This window comes from Caldicoprobacter algeriensis, from assembly GCF_023838525.1.
Lineage (GTDB): Bacteria > Bacillota > Clostridia > Caldicoprobacterales > Caldicoprobacteraceae > Caldicoprobacter > Caldicoprobacter algeriensis.
Genome location: NZ_JAHUQD010000017.1, coordinates 1 through 25331 on the forward strand (window position 1 = coordinate 1; position 25331 = coordinate 25331).

Consider the following 25331-nt stretch of genomic DNA (forward strand, 5'->3'; position numbering starts at 1 on the left):
AATAGATCCACTCCCTAGCATTTATTTCCCTCCGATTCTTTGTAGGATTAATCAGAGGGATAATTCGCCAGGGGGTGGGTCAATTCCTTTTCGTTGCTCCTGGGTCAATTATACACCGGCGGTGACATCTACTTCCATCCTTGCCGGGAATAAATCATCAGGCGGCACACGCCCTCCATCAAAGTTTCCACCAATCGCAAGGTTAAGAATTATATAAAACTCCTGATCAAAAGGTGCTGGAAACGAATACTTGGCAGCTTGATTTTCTCCTTGGCTATACCAATTATTTAATGTGAGATAAAGTTCTCCATCTACATACCAGCGAATTTCCCCCGGCTCCCATTCTATTGCATATTCATGAAAATCAGTTATATCCTGGCCTTCGGGAAAAACATATTTTCCTCCATTATTAGTATTATTGGGCCAGCTTCCGCCATAATGAATGGTCCCCCACACTTCATTGGGGATTCTTCCTCGTGCTTCCATAATATCTATCTCGCCTGAAGCTGCCCAGCCACCGTACACACTTTTTGCCGGCATTAGCCAGAAAGCCGGCCAAAATCCTTGACCCGCAGGAAGCTTTATTCTTGCTTCAAACCTGCCGTATTTTTTTGTAAATGTTTTAGCAGTATATAATCTACCTGACGTATAGTTCATACCGCCAAAGCTTTCCTTCCTAGCTTCTATAATAAGTTTACCATCTTCCACAAAGACATTTTCTTTGCGGTAATACTGCTGTTCATTGTTTCCCCATCCAATAAGGCCGTATTGTTCACCCGTTCCTTCCTGGAAATCCCATTTATTTAAATCAACGCCATTTTCATTTAAGTTTTCCCCTGTACCATCAAATTCATCCGACCATACAAGTGTCCAGTCACCTTTCTGAATTGGCTGTTCTGGATTCCCTGGTTCCATAGGATCATCTCCCGTTTCATCATAAATTTCAAATCTCACATTGTCGATAAATATGTTATAAGGCGTATTAAATATTTCTTCATCAGGCTCTCTTCCCAATCCAAACATAAACTTGTAACTACCATCTGAAGGCACTTCTATAATCGCTTCATAGGTTTTCATTGCATTGTCCACAACAAACTCCAGTATTTCCGTACCCGAATTTACAAGCTCCACATACACTGTTCTTTTTATATCAGATCGCATATCAAAGGATATCTTATAAGTACCCGCAGCAACTTCAATCGGCTCTTGATACAGCTGTATGTGCCACCATGCCCAGCCCACCTGTTTAATCTCTACCTTTAATTCACCGTTCTCAACTGAAAAATCGGCCAATCCCGCCCAAGATTCATAAACTCCCTGGTTATGGATTTTCCATCCTTCAAGTCCTTCTTCAAAACCGCCGTTTAAGATTAAATTTTGTTGTGTGTCCAAATTTAATTGATCTGCATAAGTATTTCCCTTTAAAAAGAGAGATGCTATTAAAAATGCAAAAGTCAAAAGTAGCGAGACGCAAGCCTTATTCTTCATACAGCTCCCCCCATTTTATTCTCTTGTGTTGCGAAAATTATACATTAACCCACAAATAAAAGAAAAGGCATGAAATTTTAGATTGGGGTATATTTTTTTGCGATTTCTTTGAGATAATTATTCTTCCCAGAAACATCTTCTATACTGGGATGGAGTGATTCCCGTAATCTTTTTAAAGCTTTTAGCAAATCGTTTGGGATCTTGGAATCCTACTTTAAAAGCAATATCTGTAACCTTATCTTCAGTATTTTTTAACAATTCTTTTGCTTTATCTATACGTGTCTTTAATAAAAAGTCCATAAAACTCATTCCAGTTGTCTTTTTGAAAATATGGGAAAAATAGTAATAATTAAGCGAAACGTAATTAGCAACAACAGCCAAATTTAAATCCTCATTATAATGTTTTTTAATATATCGTATAGCCATATCTACCTTATATTCTATATTTTCATATAAAGATTTTACATTACGAATGTACTCGTTAAGTTCTAATATATAGGATTTAACAAAATTAAAATACTCCTCTATGGATTCAAAACAATACGGATTCCATACATTTGAATATTTACTCTCAAACTCTTTTCGTTTTTCTAGATTCAAAACCATAAGGCTGCTGTTAATTTTATGTTTAAACATATCAATGAAATTATTAAAATAATCAATACATGCCTTATAAAAAATCGATATATCAAATACTTCATCTAATTGCTTTTCTATTTCTTTATTACTCTCAATACCTAGCATATTACAAATCTTTTCAATTTTATCTACAGGAATAATATAATTATCAGTGCGTTTGAGTATATCCTCATAATAGATTACTCTACTTCCCTTTATAAATATTCTATACTTTAGCGCCTCTTTAGCTTGTATATAGGCTTTTCTTATATCGGTTAAGCTATTCCCTAGAGCACTAACCGCCACAATATAATTTTGATTACTAGAGTTCATTATACAATCTTTCAAAAGACCTTCCCAATTAATCCTGTCATTAGTAACTAATATAAGTTCATCATCTGCACCACGCAAACATAAAGCTTTTATATGCTTTTCCCTTAAAAATTTTTCAAGTGTATTTATATCTATACTGTTCACGATACTATTATTTCTAGAAGTAATAATACTTATATAAAATGGGTCATAAAATAAATCAATTTCCAAATCCTCCAGAACTTCACGAATCTCTTGCTCTACCAAATTATCGCTTAAAAATATGTAATGTAACTGATTCAGACATAGTTTCTTAATACGCTGGCTCTTCTTTTCTATATTTTCGCGCTGTATTATTTCATTTTTTACCTTATTTAGTACATTAAATAATTCATATCGATCAACCGGCTTCAAGAGATAAGCTTTAGCTCCGTATTTGATGGCTTCTACAGCATAATTAAAATCATCGTATCCGCTTAATATTATTATCGCTGGCGAATACGGTAACATTTGCATTTCTTTCATGAGCTCAATACCGTTCATTTTAGGCATGCGTATATCCAAAATAACCAAATCATACTTCTCCTGGCTAAGGCGCTCTAGAGCCTCACGACCATTTGCACATTCGGAGATTTCATTTATGCCAATACCAGATTTTTGAATCATAGCCTTAAGTCCAGACCTTATATATTTTTCATCATCGACAATCAGTACTTTTTTCATGGCAAATGGCTTAACCTCCCAAAAATTAACTACATAAATACGAATTTCTTATATACGGAAACACCAATCGCACTTTTGTATATTTTCCTTCTATACTGTCTATTGTAATACCATACTGAGGTCCATATGCAAGTTTAATCCTTTGATCCACGTTCTTCAACCCTATACCTCGCGAATGCTCATTTTCTTGTTGATTACTTTCATTTTCTGTTGATAAAACCTCTTTCAATCGTTTCAAATCAACTGGTTTAATACCTTTTCCGTCATCGAAAACTTCTACAATCAAGTGTTCTTCTTGAATCCAAGCCGTTATTTTTATAATTCCCCCCTGACCTTTAGGCTGAATACCGTGAATGACCGCATTTTCTACAATAGGTTGAATAGACATCTTACAGATTTCACAATTTAATAGTTCTTCGTCTACATTATAAACACATGAAATTTCATAATCATATCTTATATTTATTAATTTGATATAATTGTCTATGTAAGCAAGTTCATCACCTAAAGAAACCTTGTCTTTTTTCCAGCTCATGCTGTAACGCATTAATCTTCCTAAAGATGTAAGTGCATCTGCTACTTCATAGATACCATCAATTTCGGCCATCATCTTAATATTTTCCAATACATTATACAAAAAATGTGCATTGATCTGAGAATGTAGAGCCTTCAATTCGGTTTCTTTACTGATAAGCTCTTTTTTTACAACTATCGATATCAATTCTTTTATCCTTGCCATCATTTTATTAAAACATTGAGCAAGTTCAGCGACTTCATCACAGCCGTAAACAGGAATATCCACATCCAAGTTGCCAGCTTGTACCTTTTTCATGCAATTTACGATAATACGCATTTTTTTCAAAATAACTGATGTAAAGGTATAAGTGACAGCCGAGAAAACAATAAACCCACCTAATGTCACTAAAACAAGTAAGTTTCGGGTTCTATTGAGTCTATTCACCATATTCTCAATAGATACAATTCTATAAATCGTGCTGCTTATGGGATGTATAGTTGTATAGACCATAATAACGGGTTTATTATTAATTTTAAGTATATGTACTCCTTCTTCTTGATTATTAGCCTGCATAATCAACAAGGATTTTAATTCGTCAGCTTTTATTCCTATTCTATCTAAAAATGTATCACCATAGAAGAACATATCCTGATTATCTTGAATTACTGCAAATCCCCCATCAGAATTCGCAGTATTAGTATTCATGTTGCCAAAAAATTGACTGACCAACATGCTAATTTCAAGTGCTCCAAGATATTGATTCCCGGGTCCCCATATTTTACGATACATAGTTGTAACCCTACTACGTTCAGAATTCGCAATATTAAATGGTTGAAAGATATGATCAAGTTCCCAATACACTTCTCTGTCCCACTGTTCTTTGGTAACATACCAGTGTTCATGCAATACACGCTTATCATGATAAATTAACGGCCATATTTCCGGAAAATCATCCCTGTTAATAAATAATCTCAACCGGTAAATATCCGGGTTTGTATATAGTAACCTTTCAATCTGAGTTAGAAAAATATTCTTGAATTCTATAAACTCCTGAGTATCAAAACCATTATCTCTTGAAATAAATTCCAGTAACTCTTTGTTACTAGCAATAAATTGGGAAACTCTCTGGCAAATTTCAATATTACGATATATCTGAAACTTTATTTCCTGCAGATTTTGGACCTCATTTTTTATAAAGTCCTCCTGAGTAGTCTGCTTTATTTTATGAAAGGTGTACATGGCATATAAAATTAACGGAATGGCTAAAATAAATATATAAGAAACTATAAGTTTCTTGCTCAAAGAAAACTTCTGCCAACTTAGCAGACTCTTCACCACAATGATTCCGCCCTTTCAAAAATATTTGTTATTTCATCTTTTTTACTGCAACAACATTATATATTCTGAAAAACAAAATTTCCATACTGATGTATAAAAGAGGGAAGAACTCTGTTTTGTGTTCTTCCCTCTTTTTGTTATTTTATCCCTAATTTTTTCTTATTTTCCTCCAGTTTTTGCATCTGCCAAGCTAATAATTTTTCATATCCTGCCTCAGCTCTCTTTTTCAGAAAATCTTGATATATTTGATCAAATTCCTCATCAGATTTTGCAAGGAGAAGTTTTGGTAGAGTCTGCCCCCATAGGTCAGCTATCCTGCTAGCAATGATCCCTTCTTCACTATCACTTGGTGGGATTAAATTATCATATATTGCATAACTAACAGCCTTTCCATATGTCCACTCTTCCAATTGTCTGACAGCCGGCCCGGGTTCTGGTGCCCACCTCATCTGTATTAAACTATTACCCAACATCCAAAGAGGATCCTGTCCTACAACCTTATCAAACTGTTCGCGATTGTTTCGAGCCATTTCAGCATATTCTGGAAGATATTGTTCTTTCCCGTCTATGATATCCCATGTTTCACCTTGTCTACCCAAATACATATCACGTTGTCCCTCTTCGCTTAACCAATAGCTCACAAAACGAATAGCGCGATCAGGATGTTTACAATTCTTTGTAATCATAGTTAGGGTCCATCCTGATATCCCTGGCCCCGCTAATTTAGGAGGATCTAGATTGCTATTGGCCGGCCCATCCACTGCAATATATATACTATTGGGATCTCTTTCATATAATGCCTGTTGAGCCGCCACAAAATCCGTCCTCTGATAAAGCATAGCAAAATACCTGCCTTGAGCAATTTTCTCTTCCATTTGAGCTCGTTTATCTATAAATATATCAGGAGAGAGCAATCCCATTTCGTTTGCTTTTCTAAAAGTCTTCAGCCAGCGGATATATTCAGGGTCCTCCCTGAAATCATATAACTTTCCGTCTTTTTCTCTAGGTATAGCCAAAAAATTGGCCAAATATGATTCAAGGGAATAGTTTCCGGTATCTGTAAACTCATGCAACCCTATTGGAATTAAAGGTTGGCCATTAACCTCAGGAAATTTCTCTTTAGCAGCCTTCAAAGCTGCCAAAAATCCCTCAGGAGTTCTCATATCAGGTTTACCCAAAGCCTCATACATATCTTTCCTAACAACAAAAGTCTGATTAGAAGGAATTTTTTCATATTTATCATAATCTTCCGGGGCTACAGCAAAGTTGGGATAACCATAAGTTTTGCCATCATCCTGCTCATACCACTTTAAAACCTGTGGAGAAGCCACTTCGTAGAAATATGGGTCATATTTATCAGCCAATTCATTGAGAGAATAAACTAGACCTCCATCTATCATTTTACGTACTCCATCTTCCCACCATCCAAGCGTTACAAAATCCGGTAGCGTATTTGATGCAATCATGGTGTTTAATTTTTCGTTTTCATTTCCTGCTGGTACAATAAAATTAATAGATACTCCTGTTTTTTCCTGTACATATTTTGATATTAAAGTCTCTCCCCAATTATAGTTATACCATGAAAAATGAACATACCAATCAAATGTAACCGGCGATGTATCCTTTTTCCACCCAGGTTCAACCACTTTTTCGGAACCTTCTGAATCTTCAGAAGCTTTTTCTTGTGCAGCACTGTTTCCATTTTCACTAGAAACTTCTTCTTCACTATCGTTCTCTTTTTTATCAGAAGTACACCCAACAAAAAGCGAAGCCAATAATAGGATTACAGAGATACAAGCAATTAACTTTAAATAAACTTTTTTCATTAGACTACAACCTCCCTTTGATGATTTTTTAAGGTTTTATCTGGTATTAAAATATTTCACGTAAATGATTATTTCATACTAATCATCACCCCTTTATAGACCCTAAAAGCATGCCTTTAACAAAATACTTTTGTAAAAAAGGATATACACAAATCACAGGGGCAGTAGTTACTATCATGGTAGCCAATCTAATCGTATGTGATGTTACACTAGTTGTTCGTATGCCAGCCGGCATATTCTGAAGCATGTGAACCGAAGTAGTCTCTGCAATTACTCTGTAAAGAAAAGTCTGAATAGGCTGTAAATCTGGATTGTTTATAAAAATAACACCAGCAAAATAATCGTTCCAGTGATACACACCAGTAAACAATGCAATTGTTGCAAGCACAGGCTTCGAAAGCGGTATTATAATTTTAAAGAAGATATAGAAGTCATTTGCTCCGTCTATTTTAGCCGATTCTTCCAAAGCATCCGGTATTTCCCTGAAAAAAGCTTGAAAGATTAAAAGATTATAAAAGTTAAACATTGCTGGAATTATATATACTACAAAACGATCCAACAATCCTAGACTTCTATAAAGCAAAAACGTCGGAATTAATCCTCCACTAAAAAACAAAGTAACTGTTCCCATGGCCATAAAATACTTTCTACCCATAAGATATCTTTTTGACAGACCATAAGCAACCATAGACGTAAAAAATACATGAACGACTGTCCCAATAATCGTTCTGAAAAAGCTTACACCAAAAGCCCTAAAAATTTTAGAATCAGCAAAAACCGCTTTGTAACTATCCAGGCTAAAAACTCGAGGCCACCAATAAATTCCCCCGAGCATGGCATCAGTCCCATCATTTAAAGAATTTACTAATGTATACCATACAGGGTACAACATCATAAAACAAATAACTATCATGATAATTGTATTAACAATATCAAAGACAACTTCACCCTTAGTCCGTCTTGCCAAAAATTTTCTTCTCATACAACTTCCTCCTAGAATAACGATTTTCCTGTAAGTTTTCTGGTTACCCAGTTTGCTAGCAAGAGAAGCATTAAAGCAATAACTGACTTAAACAAGCCGACAGCTGTAGCATAAGAAAACCTCGCAGACTGTATTCCCATTCTATACACAAATATGTCAATAACCTCGCTACTCGATGCATTTAATGAATTCCGAAGAACAAGTATCTGATCAAAATTGGAATTAAGAAGACCGCTAACTGCTAATATAAACAAAATTGCGATAGTCCCCGAAATGCTTGGTAAGGTAATGCTCCACATCCGTCTAAATCGACCTGCCCCATCAACAATGGCAGATTCATACAATTCAACATCAACTCCGGAGATGGCAGCCAAATAAATTATGCTGTTCCACCCCAATCCCTTCCATATATCCGAAATTGTAGCTATCCACCAAAAATATTTTGGTTCCCCTAAAAAAGCAACTGGTTTATCCAATATACCCATATTTACCAATAACTCATTAATCATTCCGCTCTCGGACAACCACGTAATCATAATACCTCCTAAAACAACCCACGATAAAAAATGAGGAAGATATGAAATAGTCTGAACAGTACGCTTGAAAGTAGAATTTCTGATTTCATTTAAAAACAAGGCAAAAATAATTGGTAAAGGAAATCCAAAAACAAGCTTTAACAAGCTTATTCCCACAGTATTTTTCATGATAATGGGGAACCAGTCATCTTTAAAAAAATCTGAAAAATGTTTCAGTCCTGCCCATGGAGCCTCAAAAAATGACGAAATAATATTATAATCCTTGAAGGCAATTATTATTCCATACATAGGAATATAATTAAATATTAACATCCAAATTATGCCTGGAATTACCATCATGTAAAGGTATTTCTGTTCTTTCAATTTGCGAAAGAATCGTTTACTATTGCAGAAAATTGTGGCATTGTTTGATGCTGTAGATTTCACTCCCATTGAATGTTTGCCCCCTCTGCTTAATATTCGCTATTTATTGTAAAACAAAGTAATTCAAAACTAAAGTACAGCGATTTGTTTTTGGTGTCAATTTTTTAGTTGTCTTAAATGATTCATATTTTGAATCTCATAGCAAGATAATAAATAACATAATAGACCTTTGACTCCAAAGGAAATACTAATAATCGAGGTGATAGTGGTGCAAAAGCTTGGTCGTAAAACATTGGTAGTCATGTTGGCGATAATACTACTGATATTATCTTCGACATCATGCTCCCGAATGCTGGGCCAAAACAATAACAAGCAGCAAGGGCAAAACGAGCAACAGCAGCAGAAAAAGGATCTGCCCTCGGCCCTCACCGAAATGGAAAAGGAGACCGACAATATGATCCAGCAAATCCAAAAAATAAGGGACCAGCGCGCTCAAATGGTACGACAGCAAACGAGCGCTTCTCAAAAACATAATGGCGGAAATAAATCCCAGCAGGAACAGCAAAAGTCTAACCAGCGGCCTCAAAAACAAGGACAACAAAAGCAGGGACAACAAAAACAACAGAAGAGCCAAAATCAGGATGTACAGCAAACTCAGCTAACCATAAACTGGCAAGATTTTGAGAAGAGAATCAAAGCCCTGAATGAGCTTTGGAACAGCTACGAGCCACAGGCAAAAAAGGACGGCGCTCCTGATGTGTTGATTTCCCAGTTTGAGAAGCAGCTCAATACGCTCACCAGCACCATTATGGCGCGCAACGAAGAAGAAACGCTGGTTGCCGCCAACGGACTATACCAGTATTATCCTCAATTTTTCAATCTGTACAGGCACAAGGCTCCCCCCGAGATCAAGGAGATTAAATACTACCTGCAGGAAATCGTGATCAACGCCGAAGCCGGCAAATGGGAGGATGCTGCCGCTTTGCTAGAAAATATGGAGAAGGCATGGCAAACCGCTAAATCCCGCATGCAAAAGCCGGACCATGAGCTCAATGAGAGAATAGACCACGCAATGCAGGATTTCTCGCAGGTAGTCAAGCAAAAAGACCTTCAACTTGTAAAAATAAAGGGTGAAATACTGCTTAAAAATGTAGAAAAGGTAAAATAGTAGGGCGGCGGTGCAAGGGCGGAAGAAGGTTTAGGAGCCCATGCAGCCAGGGAGCTGGGAAAAGGGTGGAAAATTTCACCTGCTGTAAAGATACAGCCAGGTGAAACGTTTGTGCTGGCAGACATTGAAGGCCCCGGGGCTATACAACACATCTGGATGACCCCTACAGGACATTGGCGCCACAGTATATTACGGATATACTGGGACGACCAAGATATCCCATCGGTAGAATGCCCGGTAGGCGACTTCTTTGCATGCGGGTGGGGCGAATACGCTCAAGTTTCCTCCTTAGCCGTTTGTGTAAATCCTGGTAGCGGTTTCAACTGTTACTGGGAGATGCCCTTCAGAAAGAGATGCAAGATGACCATGACAAACATTGGGCTTCAGGAGATGGTTTTATACTACCAGATTGACTACGCCCTAACAGAGGTACCTGAAGATGCGGCATACTTCCACGCGCAGTTCCGCAGAAAAAATCCTCTCCCCTATAAAGAGGTATATACCATCTTGGATTGGGTAAAAGACAAAGGACATTATGTAGGCACCTATCTGGCTTGGGGCGTCAACAACAACGGCTGGTGGGGCGAAGGAGAGATAAAGTTCTACATAGATGGCGACGATGAATATCCTACCATCTGTGGCACCGGCACTGAGGATTATTTCGGCGGTTCATACAACTTTGAAAACCCAAAAACACACCAATATCAGGAATTCACCACACCATATTCGGGCTTACCCCAAATCATTAGACCAGATGGCCTTTACCGTTCACAGATGAGATTTGGGCTTTACAGATGGCATATCATGGACCCCATAAGATTTGAAAGTGACATCAGGGTTACGATACAAGCACTGGGCTGGAGGTCCGGTGGGAGGTATCTACCGCTGCAGGATGATATCGCATCGGTAGCATACTGGTATCAAACGCTTCCCACAGCCAAATTCCCAGAACTGCCCGATAGGGATTACCTGGAGGTTATCTGATGCCACAAATCTTAAATAAAACGGCGAATGTTCAACATTGAACATTCGCCGTTTCTGTTTACATGACCTTCACCAATTCTTCTAATGTTTTTCTAGGCCTGGCCGGTGGGCTTTCATCTGGGTATCCTATTGGAACCAATATGGGTACATCCATGTTGCGCTCTATACCCAAAATCTCTTTGACCGCATCCCTATCAAACCAACCAACCCAGCAGGTACCCAGGCCTTCATTGGTGGCTGCCAACACCAGGTGGTCAACCGCAATGGCCGTGTCAAACGCCCTGCCAGGTTCACAGCATGCAACCATGATAATTGGAGCATCATACAAAAAGTCTTGATGACACGCACGCTGCACAATCTCTCGCCTAACTCTTTCATCCTTTACAAATATGAACCTATACGGTTGACGATTATTTCCCGAAGGAGCAAGCCTTAATGCCTGGTAAAGTCTCTGAAGCTTGTCCTCAGGAATTGGGTCCTTTTTATACTTCCTGATAGCCCTTCTCTTTGAAATTACCTCCATAAACTCCATATTTTTCGTACCTCCAATCCTCTTTTCACAATATAAGCGGTTATTATATAGCGTAACGTCCTCCCCTCAATAAATTGAAGGGCATCCTTAAACGAATGCACGCAGGGGTTTATCCCCGCGCTTCGGTTCACTAAACACCCCTTTATTGGAATAGCTATAAAACAGTCAGTCCGCATCCATCCAACTCATGCTGCGCTGCACCGCTTTCTTCCATCCAGCATATTTCTTAGCCTTTTCTTCGGCGCTCATATTGGGATAAAATACCCTCTCTTCCACGCACAGGGCTTTGAGCGCATCTTTATCCTTCCATACCCCTGCTCCGAGGCCTGCCAAAAAAGCAGCACCCTGAGCGGTGACTTCGATGTTTTGCGGCCGAATAACCGGCACACCAAGGATATCAGCTTGAAATTGCATAAGAAAGTTGTTGGCACACGCTCCACCGTCTACTTTTAATGCTTTTAGCGGAATGCCGGAATCTTGCTTCATAGCCTCTATAACGTCCATGGTTTGATATGCTATGGACTCCAAAGCGGCCCTCACTATATGATCACGGTTCACCCCGCGGGTGATACCCAAAATAGCGCCCCGTGCATACATATCCCAGTAAGGTGCTCCCAACCCCACGAAGGCAGGCACTACATACACACCATTGGTGTCCTTCAATCTATTGGCATACGTTTCACTCTCAGCGGCATTTTCAATCAATTTCAGCTCATCCCTGAGCCACTGTATAACCGCACCCGCAATAAAAACGCTGCCTTCCAGGGCATACTCAACCTCTCCTTCAATGCCCCATGCAATGGTGGTCAGCAGGTTATTGTTTGATGCAATTCGGCTTTTACCGGTATTCATCAGTATAAAACAACCTGTTCCATAAGTATTTTTCACCATACCTCTCTCAAAGCATGCCTGACCGAAAAGGGCGGCCTGCTGATCTCCCGCCACTCCCGTTATAGGGATTTCCCTCCCCAAAAGTTTAGTGTCGGTTATACCAAAAAATCCGCTGGATTCCTTAACTTCAGGAAGCATTGTAGGCGGGATATCCAGTTCTTTCAGCAGCTCGTCATCCCAACACAGCTCATTGATATTATATAGCATGGTCCTAGAAGCGTTTGTGTAATCGGTGGCAAATACCTTGCCTCCCGTCAGCTTCCATACAAGCCATGTGTCCATTGTGCCGGCCAACAGATCTCCAGCCTGTGCCATCTGTTTTGCCCCATCGACATTCTCCAATATCCAGCAGATTTTGGTGGCAGAAAAATACGCGTCTATGATCAACCCCGTCTTTTTCTTGATAATATCCCCTAAACCCCTTTGTTTTAGCTCATCGCACAAAGGAGCTGTTCTCCGGCACTGCCAGACAATGGCATTATATATAGGCTTGCCGGTATGCCTATTCCATACCACAACAGTTTCCCGTTGATTTGTAATCCCTATGGCCGCAATGTCGTCTGCTTTAATACCAGTTGTATCCAGTACTTTGCGCAGCACGCTCAATTGGCATTCCCATATCTCTTCGGCATCGTGTTCCACCCACCCCGGCCTAGGATAAATTTGTCTGAATTCCCGGCCCTCTTTCCCCACAATTCTGCCGTAGCTGTCAAATACAACAGCCCGGCAGCTGGTTGTACCCTGATCCAGCGCCACAACATACTTTTCCCCCATATCATCTTCCCTCTCAATCTTAATAATTTAATTATAATTCCCACAGCTCCTTCTTGCTGGTTGATACAGCCACTGCACCGGCTCCCAATGCCTGTATGATGTCCTGTTTACTGGTGATCATCCCTCCGGCTATGACAGGCTGGGGGATCTTGTGCTTGAGCTCAGCGATGGCTTTGGGAACAATACCCGGCATCACTTCCACAAAGTCTGGGTCATAGCTTTGAACCATCTTGATCCCGCTTTCAAAAGATCTGGAGTCCACGAGAAACAGCCGCTGAACAGTAACAAGCCCTATTTCCTTCCCGTACTTCAGCAAATTGTTCTTGGTGGATAGTATGCCATCAGCTTGTATCCTGTATCGAAGATAGTCAACCGCAGCCAAATCCTTGCCCAGACCTTCAATCAAATCAATGTGAACAAAAACCTTCTTTCCTCTATCTTTTAGCTCATTGACAATATCCTGAAGTGTTAATATGCTACCCGATAGCAGAAAAACCACATTGACGTTTGAATGCAGTGCTTGCTGCAGCAACTCGGTGTGAGGTAGTGCCGCTATGATAGGATTTGCCTCAAGACATTCAATAATGCTCTCCATCACCTTTTCTCCTCTTTTAAAATTTTTAACAAATGCGCTGTGCAACCAGATGTCTGCATCTCGAATATGATTAATTTGCCTGTGCAGTTACATATAGACGACTGCTGGTATGAAAAACCGTACGACGTTTTTTATAGCAAATTCTCCTTATTTGGTTACATTATACCATAAAAAAAGCCCCATCTACAATATTGAAAGACAGGGCTAATATTCATCATTTATGCCGTTTCAATACGAGCCACATCGTGTAAATTCAGCTCTTCGATTGCCATCTCACGCAGCTTGTATTTTTGAATTTTTCCATTGGCCGTCATGGGATAGCTGTCGACAAAGCGAACATATTTTGGGCATTTAAACCTGGACAGGCCATTTCGTACAAACTCTATGATTTCTTCTTCAGTAGGGTATGATTCAAGATTATCTTTGAGTATGATATAGGCCATGACTTCCTCCCCGTATTTCTCGTCAGGGACCCCTACCACCTGCACATCCTTTACAGCAGGGTGGGTATACAGGAACTCCTCAATCTCCCTTGGATATATGTTTTCTCCCCCTCGAATGATCATGTCCTTGATTCTGCCGGTAATCTTGCAGTAGCCGTTTTCATCCATCACCGCCAGGTCCCCCGTATGCAGCCATCCTTCGCTATCAATGGCAGCAGCAGTGGCCTCTTCCATCTTATAATACCCCTTCATTATACCGTACCCCCTGGCCAAAAGCTCGCCTGGCACCCCGGGCGGAACATCCTTGCCGGTCTCTGGGGCCACTATTCTCACTTCTACTCCGGGGAGAGGCCTCCCAACAGTAGATACCCTGAGCTCAATCGGGTCATCCACCTTGGTCTGCGTTATGACTGGTGAAGCCTCAGTAAGGCCATAAGCAATGGTGATCTCCTTCATGTTCATCTCATCGATCACCCGGCGCATGATATTTATGGGACAGGGAGCCCCAGCCATTATGCCCGTTCTGAGGCTGGAAAAATCAAATTCCTTAAAATGGCTGTTTTCCAAAATTGAAATAAACATGGTGGGAACTCCGTGTAAAGCCGTGCATTTTTCAGCCTGTACTACCTCCATCACTTTAATTGGGTTGAAATGGTCCAGAGGAACCATTGTCGCTCCTTTGGTAACGCAGGCCATTACCCCAAGCACGCATCCAAAACAATGGAAAAAAGGCACCGGTATGCACAACCTGTCCTTATACGTCAGCTTCATGCAATCAGCCACAGCTGCTCCGTTGTTGATAATGTTGTAATGGGTGAGCATCACCCCTTTAGGAAACCCGGTAGTACCCGAGGTATACTGCATATTGACCACGTCGTGCGGGCTCAGCGACTCCTCAACCTGCTTCAACCTCTCGGGCGGCACATCTTCTGCAAAACGATAAAGGTCATTGAAATTGTACATTCCTGAATAGGATTCATTTCCAATATATATGACATTTTTCAAATACGGTAGCTTCGAACTGTTCAACTGTCCCGGTTCACAATCCTTAAGCTCTGGACACAGCTGATTTATGATCTGTACATAATCCGAATCCTTAAATCCCCGGGTCATTATCAACGTTGTGCTGTCGGATTGCCTCAGCAAGTACTCCAGTTCAAATATCTTATAATTGGTATTGACAGTAACCAGCACGGCACCAACCTTTGCAAGGGCAAACTGTGCAAGCAACCACTCAGGGACGTTGGTAGCCCAAACCGCAACGTGTTGGCCTTTTTTTACGCCTATTCTAATTAAACCCCTGGCGATCCGGTTGACCCTGTCGCAAAACTCAGAATACGTCCATCTAACATTTTCAAACGGATAGACCACGGCCTCATGGTCCGAATAGCGCTCAGCCTGCATATCGAGAAGCTGTCCCATTGTAATCTCCATCATAAACTCCCCATCTCCTCTCTTGCCCTATGGTGATAAACATCAATTACAACCAAAGGACACATACAATAAAAAAAGCCTTTCGCCTCTTTTAGAGACGAAAGGCCTATACCTCCCGCGGTACCACTCTACTTGGTGAGCAAATAACCCTCACCCTCTCTTTTCGGGTACAACCATACCCTATCCCTTGTCACGGTGGGCATCCGTCCAAGCCTACTCTCCTTTTTCAAGGATTTCGGTTGGCGCTCCAGGGGGAGGTTCAATCCTCGTATTTACTGCCTCGCACCTACCGGCAGCTCTCTTAAAAATACTTGGACCTACTAGTCCCTGTCATCGCTTTTCGGTATCAATCTACTGTCAAATCAGCCAACAGCACAAGTATACCAACCTATTTTTGTGAACTACCAACAACCTATAAATGCAATAGCCTCATAAGAAATTTAGCAATCCAAAAGAAGAAGAACATTCTTGCGAATTTTATAATAAAAAATAGGCTGTACAGCCGTTACGGCTCTACAGTCTATTTTGACTAATCAAAACTGGTAGCCCCTAGGGGAATCGAACCCCTGTTTCCGCCGTGAGAGGGCGGCGTCCTAGGCCACTAGACGAAGGAGCCACATAAAAATGGCTGCGGAACTAGGATTCGAACCTAGACCTTATGATCCAGAGTCACACGTGCTACCGTTACACCATTCCGCAGCATTATCTCTTTGTCAACTTGCGGGATAAATTATACCATATTCCAACAGAATGTCAAGAGGTTTTTCAATTTCTTTTTTGCTTTCTAGCAACAGTTTAATTTCAAATACATAAGCCCTCAAAAATTGAGGGCCTATACCCATCCCACGATGCCGTCTCTCTACGATTTTACAACCCGCTTCTCAGCAGGTGGGTGTCCTGTTGACTGCCTCTGCCTTCCATTCGACGATGGCCTGACATCGGTCAGCCAAACTCCGGACTCCCATATTATCTCCGTGGGTTAAAACCGGTAGAGATTCTCGCACACCCCAGGATGAGTATCAACCATCCAGTCGCAGTTATATAGTAATATAAATCTCGCATATTTTCAATACACAATATTAGCCAAATAGCATAAAAAACTTTTGATTAAATCCAGTACAACGAATGAAATCTCTATATTGCTGGCTTTTTCTCACTCTATAAGATAAATGGCACTTTTTTCTATAGGCTTTATATTTTGTATCACATCAAAAAAATCGTGGATGAACGGGCTTATGCTTCCAAACATTGCACCTTTCACAATAATATAAATGTACGCACAGGTGATCGCCCATTATTATGTTGTTATTCATATCATAAGCGAAGCTTTCCCTGTCAACATAAGGGCTGTAAGGGCCCTTATAATCCTCCATCTTTCCTTGGTCGATCATGGGCCTTCCACACCTGTCACACAGCTCGTATACAATTATCAACCCATTGCATAAAGGGCAAACCAGGTCCATATCTCTCCCTCAGGTCTGGTCAATGCCGGTCAATACTTCATCGAATATCACACATCTACCGTTGTTCCAATGTATGCACCCTTCACAGCTTACAATTTGCTCATGTGCATTGACGTTGTCGCTCAGCGCTACCATGCGAGAGCGATATTCAGGGCATACCGATGCCACATACCTCTTCTGTTCCATGCTGGGCGATTCCCGGTTTTCCATGACCTACACATCCTCCCTTGCTTAACCTTGTCCATAACTTATTATTCCTCCTCTCAAGGAGAATATTCTATTTTACATGACGGCAGACCTTTTCTCCGCTGTCTGGTTGGTCCTTGTCCACTTCCCGCACCGGCCACCCCATCGTGCCGCTACACTGTCTCCAGCTATAAGCTCCACTATTTCGCAATAATTAGCACATCCATTGCATTCAAAGCTTCTGGAGGTAAATTCTTTTTTCAGTATCTCCTCAAAACCTCTAAATTTTGTCTTATGCCCTTTGCTTACGTAGTCTTTGGCAAGGATAGCAGCTCCCAGCGCGCCCATAACGTCGTAGTGCTCTGGAACTGTTATTTCGTATCCCAGAGCCTCTTCAAACGCCTTTCGTATCCCAACGTTTGCCGCAACGCCCCCCTGAAAGACCACTCTAGGAAGGATTTCCTTACCCTTACCCACGTTGTTCAGATAATTCCTAACCAGAGCCTCGCACAGCCCTCTTATGATATCCTCACAGCTGCAGCCCATCTGCTGCTTGTGTATCATATCGGACTCGGCAAATACCGCACACCGCCCAGCAATCCTAACCGGCGACTTGGATTTAAGCGCCAGCTCTCCGAATTTCTCAATTGGTATGTTTAAGCGGGCTGCCTGCCGGTCAAGAAACGAACCGGTACCTGCTGCACATACTGTATTCATGGCAAAATCCGAAACCACTCCATCCCTGAGTATTATTATCTTTGAGTCCTGGCCTCCTATCTCCAGAATGGTTCTGGCATCGGGCACAAACGTCAAGGCAGCAATGCCGTGGGCAGTTATTTCGTTCTTTACCACGTCTGCGCTAACCACCACCGCCGCCAGTTCTCTGCCGCTGCCGGTGGTGCCAACGCCCCTTATCTCAACACCCACGGGAAGCATTGAAGCCATATCCTCCATCGCTTTCTTCAAAATCTGTATGGGCTTTCCTTCTGTGCGTACATATATCTTGCCCAGCACGTTGTTTCCCTGGTCTATGGCAACGACATTGATGCTGACCGACCCAACATCAACCCCTAAAAAGACTTTCTTTGTATTCATCGGCCTTGCTCCTCCTTTTTTGTTCCAGTAGATCCACGAAAGCCTCCAAGCGGGTAAAATAGCCGGCCTCACCCGTCATCTCATCCACCACAAGGGTCATTATAGGCGTACCGTAATCTTGGTAAACCTTGGGTAGTATACTTTCCGCCACAATTTCAGGCATACAGCCAAATGGCATTATTTGGATTACTCCGTCTAGGCCACATTCAGAGTAGTATATGCTGTTGGCTATGGTCTGCCATGCATGTCCCCCAACGCATAAATTCAAGTAAGGTGCCGCCTTTCTCAATATCCTCTTATGCCTCATCCTGTGTTTGACATCCAGAGAAAGGTGGACCTTCACCCATTCATGAAGCGTGATGCTCCTGTACACTTCCACCCCCAGATAACCAAGCTTTTTTTCAATGTGGAGGTTAACGTACGGCTCTACAAGGGTGTATATCTCGCCAACCAGGCCTATTTTTAGAGGCGACACCCTGGGTTTTTCCTCTACCTGGCTCAATATCCCCTTATATTTTCTAATAGTTTCCAGTATTTCCTGGCTGCCATACTTGCCCCACACTTCCCGTTCAAAACGGTACAGCCTGCTGTCGGTATCTCCCTTATTGACTTCCCTGGCCCTCTTCCTCAAGGCTATATCCAGCATCTCATCAGCCTCTTTCACAATGATCGACGCTCTCTTGAATGCCTGCGCTATGTTTACCCAGGAGTTTTTGCCGGCAAGCTTTCTAATCCTCTCTATAAATGCCCTATAGTCGGAATCGGGCGGGTCAAATATAATCATATCCACGTCATAACCCAGGTCTTTCAAGATTTCCTTCTGCACCACTCCATAATAGCCGAACCTGCAGGGGCCACAACTCCCAGCTATTATTATGGTATCAGCTCCCTTTTCTACACTTTCGATATAATTCCCTATGTTGATCTTCAACGGCAAGCACGCCATCTCGGGCGAAAGCTTGGTACCGATCTCCAGCGTCCTCTCGGTGATGGGCGGCGGTATTACAACTTCTATACCAAGGTCATCGAGCATTCCCTTAATGGCCAAATAGGCTTGCCCCATGTGCGGAAATGTAACCTTCACGGCCATCCCTCCATTCGATCATGTCTATAAACGCCTCCAGGCGCGTATTAAACCCTGCCTGTCCACTGTGCTCATCAACGGTAATCAAAGCGCTGGGAATCTGGTACAACCTGTGGTTATACCTTTGAAGCAGTTCAACGATAAAAGCATCAATGCCACAGCCAAAGCTGGATAAAAATATGACGCCGTCCACCCTTCTATCCTTCAACATGGTAAGCCCGCTGCCCAATAGTTTTTTCCCGTAGCTCCAAAAAAGCTTCTTGGGCAGCTCTGCGCATGCCATCTCAATCTGTGGCTGCGCAATGTTCTCTGGCACCAGGACGGCATACCCCCTGGCCCTGAGCTTGGATATAAGCCCCATGCTGATAAACTCATCGTACAGCAGATACGGGTGCCCTATCAGGCCGATAACTCCTTTGCCTTCTCCCTCTCTAGCGCCTTGATGTCCATTTAGCATATCAAGGGGCGTTTGTCCCTCCTTCAAAAGCGAGTCATAAACCTGCTGGCTTGCTGCAGCTTTTTGCAAAGCCCTGACTGCCTGGGAAGGCTTAGCGCCGATCATTTTACCCAGCTCAATGTAAGCCCTATGCGCATCCTTGAGATTGCGGTGAGCGTTATAATTCAGCACTATTAAATCGGACAACCCTTTTATCGAGCTTTTTATCATCTCGGGCAAACCTATAAACTTTGGGCATATATATTCTTCTGGACATATGCTGACCAGCCTAGGAATGAATATCGCATCGACCTTTCCTATAAGGTTGACGACGTGGCCATGAAACAGCTTGATCGGCAGGCAGGCATCATCAACGCAGCTCATTACCCCGCTGTCCAACACCGCCTTTGAAGTTATTGATGACGTAACCACCTGGTGTCCTAGCTCTTCAAAAAAGCTGTGCCACAAGGGATAGTAGTTATAGTACAGCAATGCTCTTGGGATCCCGATTCTCAAATGCTCGTCCTCTCCTTTCTTAGCTCGAAAAATTCACAGCTCATCATATCTATATATTATTGACCAATACCTTGTATCTTATAATAGGTGCATAGCCCAATTTGAAGCTCACAATCTTTACTTAACACTAAAAGATATGTATCGCCTTAAGACAAGCTTCGTCTGACATAATAAAAGCCTTGCCAAACAAGATAAAAGGGCAAAAGTGGAGATTGAACATTCATTGAATAACTGTAAAATTTATGAAAACCAGCTATTGCTTTAACAATAAAAATGTTATATACTAGAACTAGAATATAATGAAGGGGGATGATTACTGTGAAAACTGTAAATATAAAGCTAACCACGGCTGAGAGCGTAAAGAAATTCGTCAACATAGTCAGCAAGTATCCTTACGAGATAGACATTCGCTCGGGGCGCTATGTGGTTGATGCAAAGTCGATCCTTGGTATTTTCAGCCTGGACCTCAGCAAACCCGTGACGGTGGAGATATACTCGGATGACTGTGACGACTTCCTGGAAGAGATAAAGGAATACATAATCTAAAATCAAAAAGAACACCATGGAGGTGTTCTTTTTCTAAAATGTTGTGGGATCATGCGTAGAGAGATAATCACCGATATCGGGATGAAAGAGCTGGACAAAACCAATTTCGCTTAAAAAGTTTGTTTGAGGTGAAGAGATGCCGGACCAAGCTGCCCACCTGGCTGAAAACAAATTATCAATACTGTATTACCTTCGTTCCCTGGACATACCGCTCACCAACAGCCAGATCACCCAGTTTTTTCTGGAAAACAACGTGATGAACTATTTTGACCTGCAACAGCTGTTGGGCGAGCTGGTGTCGTCTCAACACATAAGCTGCTTGGATACCGGCCACAAGAGCTTTTATAGCCTTACCCCCATGGGGCTCAAGGCTTTGAACTTTTTCAAAAACCGCATTCCGGATTGGCTTCGCGAGTCAATAGATGTATATGCCAGACAAAATCGGAATCGGTTCAAGAGGGAAAACCAAATAGTAGCCGAGTACAAGAGGGTCTCCCCCGATGAATATGAAGTAACCTGCAAGGTGATGGAAAACGATATCACCCTCATCGAACTAAAATTGAGCGTAACTGACAGCAAGCAGGCCAGAATCATCTGCAATAACTGGGACACCAAAGCCCCCGAGATATACAAATTCATCATGCAGAACTTGAGCGTTTGATAATAAAAGCTCAAACAAAGATCCCCATGACATGGCATAGTCATCCATGGCATGGGGATTTTTTATGGTCAACTCGTCAACAAAGCGCCTGCCTTATTTCCTAAAGCCCCTGCTCGGTCTTCCATTCTAAATACCAACTCCCCATTCTCAGCATCTATCATTACTCTGCAGCCGCTATGCAGCTCTCCGGCAACTATCTTCCACCCCAGCTCGGTCTCTATGGTGTGCTCCATAAAGCGCTTTATCGGACGAGCTCCATACACCGGATCAAAGCTTCGTTCGGCAATGAGCTCTCTGGCAGCCTGGGACAGCTCAAGGTCTATTCCCTTTTCCCTTACCCTTTCTTTAATTTCATTAAACCTCAAATCCACAATCCTGCTGACCTCTTCTTTTCTCAAAGGTTTAAACATTACAATCTCATCGATACGGTTTAAAAACTCGGGGCGGAAGTATCTCTTCAGTTCAGACATTACCAGGCTTCTGGTATTCTCGTCGATATCGCCCCTGTCTTTTAGGCGTTCCATCAAAATGGGTCCTCCGATATTGGAGGTCATAATGATGACGGTATTCTTAAAGTCAACGGTATGCCCCTGGCTGTCGGTCAGGCGCCCCTCATCCAACAACTGCAACAAAATGTTGAACACGTCGGGATGGGCCTTCTCAATTTCATCGAACAGCACAACCGAGTAAGGCTTGCGTCGCACCGCTTCTGTAAGCTGTCCGCCTTCCTCGTATCCCACATAGCCCGGAGGTGCACCAATCAGCCTGGACACAGAAAATTTTTCCATGTACTCGGACATATCGATGCGCACCATGTTGTCCTCTGTGTCAAATAGCACGCTGGCCAAGGTTTTGGCCACCTCGGTCTTGCCAACCCCCGTGGGGCCCAGGAACAGGAACGAACCTATGGGGCGCTTGGGGTCTTTAAGGCCCGCCCTGGCGCGTATCACCGCATTGACCACCGCCTTTATTGCTTCATCCTGCCCAATGACCCTCTCGTGCATTATATCCTCCAGGCGCAAAAGCTTTTCCCTCTCGCTTTCCATAAGCCGCGCCACAGGTATTCCCGTCCATCGAGAAACCACCTGCGCAATCTCCTCTTCGGTTACCTCCTCTTTGAGCAATCGCTTGTCATAGTCCAGAGATTCAAGCTTCATCCTCTGCTCCTCGAGTTCTTTCTCCAGCCTGGGCAGTACCCCATACTGCAGCTCTGCCATCTTGTTAAGGTCATACTGCCGTTCGGCCTGCGCTATCTGCGCTTTGGTATCTTCAATCTTTTGTTTTATCTCCTTGACCCTGCGAATTATATCCTTTTCCATCTCCCACTGAGCCATCATGGCACTTGACTTATCTTTAAGCTCGCTTATCTGCTTGACTATGCTTTCAAGTCGTTGCTTTGAGGCATCGTCGGCTTCCTTCTTCAAGGCCTCCTTTTCGATCTCAAGCTGCATGACCTTCCTGGTTATGACGTCCAGCTCGGCGGGCATACTGTCAATCTCGGTACGCAGCATGGCGGCCGCTTCATCCACCAGGTCAATAGCTTTATCAGGCAGGAAGCGTTCGGTGATATAGCGGTGAGACAGCACAGCCGCAGCAATCAGAGCATTGTCCTTTATCCTTACACCGTGGTGAATCTCGAACCTCTCCTTTAGCCCACGCAATATGGATATGGTGTCCTCCACGCTGGGCTGCTCAATGAGTACCGGCTGAAACCTTCGCTCGAGGGCAGCATCCTTTTCGATGTACTTCCTGTACTCATCAATGGTGGTAGCGCCGATGCAGTGGAGCTCGCCCCGGGCCAGCTTGGGTTTGAGCAGGTTGCCGGCATCCATTGCCCCTTCTGCCTTTCCGGCACCCACGATGTTGTGGATCTCGTCAATAAAGAGTATTATCTCGCCGCCCGAATCCTCTATTTCCTTGATCACCGCTTTTAGCCTTTCCTCAAACTCCCCGCGGTATTTCGCCCCTGCAATCAACGCACCCATGTCAAGAGCAAATATCTTCTTGTTTTTGAGCGACTCGGGCACATCTCCTTTGAGTATGCGCTGAGCCAGGCCCTCCACCACGGCGGTTTTACCCACACCCGGTTCTCCAATCAGCACGGGGTTATTCTTCGTCCTGCGGCTCAATATGCGGATTACCCTGCGTATCTCCTCATCTCGTCCTATAACTGGGTCCAGCTTGTTTCTGCGGGCCTCTTCCACCAGCTCGCGGCCAAAGCGTTTTAAAGCCTCGTAGGTCTCCTCAGGGTTCTGGCTGGTTATCCTCTGGCTTTTTCTGATCTCCGCCAGCTTCTTGAGAAACTTTTCCCGGCTAATACCGTAACGGCTGATTATCCTTTTGGTGGAATAGCTGGTATCATCCAGTATGGCAAGGTACAGGTGCTCAACGCTTATATACTCATCCTTGAATTCCTTTGCCTGTTTCTCGGCTTTTATTAAGACTTGATTGAACTGAACGCTGGCATACGGCTGAACGTTGCCCATAACCTTGGGACGCCTCTCAACCTCGTCCCTCAAATCACGGATATAGGCATCTACATCCACATCCATGCCCTTCAACATCCTGGGGATAAGGCCGTCTTCCTGTGCTACGAGAGCCAGGTGCAGGTGTACCGTATCCAGTTCCTGTTGCCCGTTGTCTATCACCAGCTTCTGCGCTTCCATTAACGCTTCCTGGGCTCGCTGAGTGAACCTTTCAAAGTTAATCATTCCTCATCCCCCCTTGGATTCCACTGAGAAATCTCCTTTAGCTTCTGATATAGCTCCTTTTCCTTCTGTGTTATATGCTCAGGTATTACAATCTTTATCCTGATGTACAAGTCTCCCCTGTTACCTTTTCTGTCCCTGTAACCCATTCCGGAGATCCTCAATTTTTTGCCGGTTGAAGTGCCGGCCGGGATCTTTACCGAAAATTTTTGCCCGCTAAGGGATTTTACAGTAACAGTTGTGCCCAGCACGGCCTCCCAGGGAAGTACGGGCACATCCTTGATCAAGTCCAAACCTTGCAGTTCATAGCCCTCACCCGGGTTAATCCTTACGGTGACGAGGAGGTCACCACCATCTATGCCCTGTCCCCTTAGCCTTATCTTGTCACCATTGAGAACGCCGGCTGGTATCTTCATCCTTATCCTCTTTATCGAACCATCTCGTCCACTAACGGATAATATCCTATCGCCGCCATTGAAGGCCTGTTCCAAATCCACCTCTACCTCGGTCTCTATATCCTGTCCCTTCTGAGCTGTAGCCGTATTATAAAAGCGCCCCGAAAAGCTAAACGGGCCGCCACGCCTGGCAAACCCCTCTAAAATGCTGTCCAGGTCCAAACCGTTCTCGCCGAAGAACATCTCGAAGAAATCGGAAAACCCGCTACCTCCTGTGGTATACGTCCGCTTTTGCCATCCGAAGTCGGATGGATCAAAGTTCACGCCGTTTTGAAAGTCGTAATACTGTCCAAATGTATCATATTTCTTGCGCTTTTCCTCATCTCCCAACACCTGGTAGGCCTCATTTATTTCCTTGAACTTCTGCTCGGCCTCTTTATCCCCGGGATTGGCATCGGGATGATACTTCTTAGCCAAACGGCGATAGGCACTCTTTATCTCCTCCTGCGTAGCATCCCTGGATACACCCAGTATCTTGTAGTAGTCCTTGTATTCCATAGTGGATATTCCTCCCTGGACACATCGAGCCAGATTTTATACTTTGACTTTCTTTGACTTTATTGTAACATCAAATCCTTTTTAATACAATACCCTTTTGGGAAAATTTTAATGCCGCAATTTATAGAGGTATATCCACAATCCCATAAAATGCCCTTG

20 protein-coding genes, 2 tRNA genes, 1 other RNA gene, 1 pseudogene and 1 other annotated feature are annotated in these 25331 nt (G+C 42.8%); of the genes and pseudogenes, 4 read left to right on the plus strand and 20 right to left on the minus strand.

From position 1 onward, the window contains the following. Positions 1-108: 108 nt before the first annotated feature. The 6 genes from KVG29_RS09660 to KVG29_RS09685 all read right to left on the minus strand — a co-directional run bounded on the left by KVG29_RS09660 (position 109) and on the right by KVG29_RS09685 (position 8772). Entirely contained in the window at positions 109-1488 is a 1380-nt protein-coding gene (locus KVG29_RS09660) for a family 16 glycosylhydrolase (RefSeq protein ID WP_252228219.1), read from the minus strand. Positions 1489-1605: 117 nt separating this feature from the next. Beyond that, positions 1606-3141, minus strand: coding sequence for a response regulator (locus tag KVG29_RS09665; protein WP_252228220.1), 1536 nt, complete (start codon positions 3139-3141; stop codon positions 1606-1608). Positions 3142-3166: 25 nt separating this feature from the next. Further along, a complete protein-coding gene (locus KVG29_RS12520; RefSeq protein ID WP_252228221.1) occupies positions 3167-4996 on the minus strand; it encodes a sensor histidine kinase in 1830 nt (609 codons plus the stop codon). A gap of 137 nt (positions 4997-5133) precedes the next feature. Further along, entirely contained in the window at positions 5134-6822 is a 1689-nt protein-coding gene (locus KVG29_RS09675) for an extracellular solute-binding protein (protein ID WP_252228222.1), read from the minus strand. Between the two features lie 85 nt (positions 6823-6907). Next, complete coding sequence (locus tag KVG29_RS09680) at positions 6908-7804, minus strand: carbohydrate ABC transporter permease (protein ID WP_252228223.1); 897 nt, start codon at positions 7802-7804, stop codon at positions 6908-6910. 11 nt (positions 7805-7815) lie between these two features. Beyond that, positions 7816-8772, minus strand: coding sequence for an ABC transporter permease (locus tag KVG29_RS09685; protein ID WP_252228225.1), 957 nt, complete (start codon positions 8770-8772; stop codon positions 7816-7818). A gap of 223 nt (positions 8773-8995) precedes the next feature. Between KVG29_RS09685 and KVG29_RS09690 the strand changes: the two genes are divergently transcribed. Both KVG29_RS09690 and KVG29_RS09695 read left to right on the plus strand, forming a co-directional pair. Further along, entirely contained in the window at positions 8996-9871 is an 876-nt protein-coding gene (locus KVG29_RS09690; RefSeq protein ID WP_252228226.1) for a hypothetical protein, read from the plus strand. Positions 9872-9895: 24 nt separating this feature from the next. Further along, positions 9896-10855: pseudogene (locus KVG29_RS09695) on the plus strand (glycoside hydrolase family 172 protein); the annotation flags it as partial. A gap of 58 nt (positions 10856-10913) precedes the next feature. Here KVG29_RS09695 and KVG29_RS09700 read toward each other — a convergent pair. The 12 genes from KVG29_RS09700 to KVG29_RS09755 form a co-directional block, all read right to left on the minus strand. Next, the gene (locus KVG29_RS09700; protein ID WP_252228228.1) at positions 10914-11387 is read right to left on the minus strand and encodes a nitroreductase family protein; all 474 of its coding nucleotides are present in this window, start codon (positions 11385-11387) and stop codon (positions 10914-10916) included. A gap of 165 nt (positions 11388-11552) precedes the next feature. Then, entirely contained in the window at positions 11553-13052 is a 1500-nt protein-coding gene (glpK, locus tag KVG29_RS09705; protein WP_252228229.1) for a glycerol kinase GlpK, read from the minus strand. Positions 13053-13083: 31 nt separating this feature from the next. After that, entirely contained in the window at positions 13084-13647 is a 564-nt protein-coding gene (locus tag KVG29_RS09710; RefSeq protein ID WP_252228231.1) for a glycerol-3-phosphate responsive antiterminator, read from the minus strand. A gap of 218 nt (positions 13648-13865) precedes the next feature. After that, positions 13866-15527, minus strand: coding sequence for an AMP-binding protein (locus tag KVG29_RS09715; RefSeq protein WP_252228233.1), 1662 nt, complete (start codon positions 15525-15527; stop codon positions 13866-13868). 87 nt (positions 15528-15614) lie between these two features. Further along, positions 15615-15867: a binding site (T-box leader), on the minus strand. Positions 15868-16064: 197 nt separating this feature from the next. Further along, positions 16065-16140, minus strand: a tRNA-Glu gene (locus tag KVG29_RS09720). A gap of 9 nt (positions 16141-16149) precedes the next feature. After that, positions 16150-16223: transfer RNA gene (locus KVG29_RS09725), tRNA-Gln, on the minus strand. Positions 16224-16360: 137 nt separating this feature from the next. Next, a non-coding RNA gene (ssrS, locus tag KVG29_RS09730) (6S RNA) lies at positions 16361-16541 on the minus strand. Positions 16542-16732: 191 nt separating this feature from the next. Next, positions 16733-16957, minus strand: a complete 225-nt coding sequence (locus KVG29_RS09735) for a hypothetical protein (RefSeq protein WP_252228234.1) — start codon at positions 16955-16957, stop codon at positions 16733-16735. A gap of 39 nt (positions 16958-16996) precedes the next feature. Next, a complete protein-coding gene (locus tag KVG29_RS09740; RefSeq protein WP_252228235.1) occupies positions 16997-17197 on the minus strand; it encodes a hypothetical protein in 201 nt (66 codons plus the stop codon). Positions 17198-17269: 72 nt separating this feature from the next. Further along, positions 17270-18268: an acyl-CoA dehydratase activase gene (locus KVG29_RS09745; RefSeq protein WP_252228236.1), complete on the minus strand. Its 999-nt coding sequence runs from the start codon at positions 18266-18268 to the stop codon at positions 17270-17272. Continuing rightward, positions 18237-19358, minus strand: coding sequence for a CoA protein activase (locus KVG29_RS09750; protein ID WP_420840551.1), 1122 nt, complete (start codon positions 19356-19358; stop codon positions 18237-18239). The genes KVG29_RS09745 and KVG29_RS09750 overlap by 32 nt, the downstream gene beginning before the upstream one ends. Next, positions 19306-20304: an acyl-CoA dehydratase activase-related protein gene (locus KVG29_RS09755; RefSeq protein WP_252228238.1), complete on the minus strand. Its 999-nt coding sequence runs from the start codon at positions 20302-20304 to the stop codon at positions 19306-19308. Before KVG29_RS09755 ends, KVG29_RS09750 begins: the two co-directional genes overlap by 53 nt. A 318-nt stretch (positions 20305-20622) precedes the next feature. Here KVG29_RS09755 and KVG29_RS09760 point away from each other — a divergent pair, with 318 nt between their 5' ends. Further along, positions 20623-20850 carry an HPr family phosphocarrier protein gene (locus KVG29_RS09760; protein WP_025746889.1) on the plus strand — a complete coding sequence of 76 codons (228 nt, stop codon included), beginning with the start codon at positions 20623-20625 and terminating at the stop codon, positions 20848-20850. Between the two features lie 136 nt (positions 20851-20986). Continuing rightward, complete coding sequence (locus tag KVG29_RS09765) at positions 20987-21511, plus strand: DUF4364 family protein (protein WP_252228239.1); 525 nt, start codon at positions 20987-20989, stop codon at positions 21509-21511. Between the two features lie 68 nt (positions 21512-21579). Here KVG29_RS09765 and clpB read toward each other — a convergent pair whose 3' ends face one another. Beyond that, positions 21580-24219: an ATP-dependent chaperone ClpB gene (gene clpB, locus KVG29_RS09770; RefSeq protein ID WP_252228266.1), complete on the minus strand. Its 2640-nt coding sequence runs from the start codon at positions 24217-24219 to the stop codon at positions 21580-21582. Further along, complete coding sequence (locus KVG29_RS09775; RefSeq protein WP_252228240.1) at positions 24219-25172, minus strand: J domain-containing protein; 954 nt, start codon at positions 25170-25172, stop codon at positions 24219-24221. The genes clpB and KVG29_RS09775 overlap by 1 nt, the downstream gene beginning before the upstream one ends. Positions 25173-25331 lie beyond the last annotated feature (159 nt).

Coding starts and splice junctions, on each gene's coding strand:
- KVG29_RS09660 (WP_252228219.1), bottom strand. CDS start 1,488: ATGAAGAATAAGGCTTGCGTCTCGCTACTTTTGACTTTTGCATTTTTA.
- KVG29_RS09665 (WP_252228220.1), bottom strand. CDS start 3,141: ATGAAAAAAGTACTGATTGTCGATGATGAAAAATATATAAGGTCTGGA.
- KVG29_RS09675 (WP_252228222.1), bottom strand. CDS start 6,822: ATGAAAAAAGTTTATTTAAAGTTAATTGCTTGTATCTCTGTAATCCTA.
- KVG29_RS09680 (WP_252228223.1), bottom strand. CDS start 7,804: ATGAGAAGAAAATTTTTGGCAAGACGGACTAAGGGTGAAGTTGTCTTT.
- KVG29_RS09685 (WP_252228225.1), bottom strand. CDS start 8,772: ATGGGAGTGAAATCTACAGCATCAAACAATGCCACAATTTTCTGCAAT.
- KVG29_RS09700 (WP_252228228.1), bottom strand. CDS start 11,387: ATGGAGTTTATGGAGGTAATTTCAAAGAGAAGGGCTATCAGGAAGTAT.
- glpK (WP_252228229.1), bottom strand. CDS start 13,052: ATGGGGGAAAAGTATGTTGTGGCGCTGGATCAGGGTACAACCAGCTGC.
- KVG29_RS09710 (WP_252228231.1), bottom strand. CDS start 13,647: ATGGAGAGCATTATTGAATGTCTTGAGGCAAATCCTATCATAGCGGCA.
- KVG29_RS09715 (WP_252228233.1), bottom strand. CDS start 15,527: ATGATGGAGATTACAATGGGACAGCTTCTCGATATGCAGGCTGAGCGC.
- KVG29_RS09740 (WP_252228235.1), bottom strand. CDS start 17,197: ATGGAAAACCGGGAATCGCCCAGCATGGAACAGAAGAGGTATGTGGCA.
- KVG29_RS09745 (WP_252228236.1), bottom strand. CDS start 18,268: ATGAATACAAAGAAAGTCTTTTTAGGGGTTGATGTTGGGTCGGTCAGC.
- KVG29_RS09750 (WP_420840551.1), bottom strand. CDS start 19,358: ATGGCCGTGAAGGTTACATTTCCGCACATGGGGCAAGCCTATTTGGCC.
- KVG29_RS09765 (WP_252228239.1), top strand. CDS start 20,987: ATGCCGGACCAAGCTGCCCACCTGGCTGAAAACAAATTATCAATACTG.
- KVG29_RS09775 (WP_252228240.1), bottom strand. CDS start 25,172: ATGGAATACAAGGACTACTACAAGATACTGGGTGTATCCAGGGATGCT.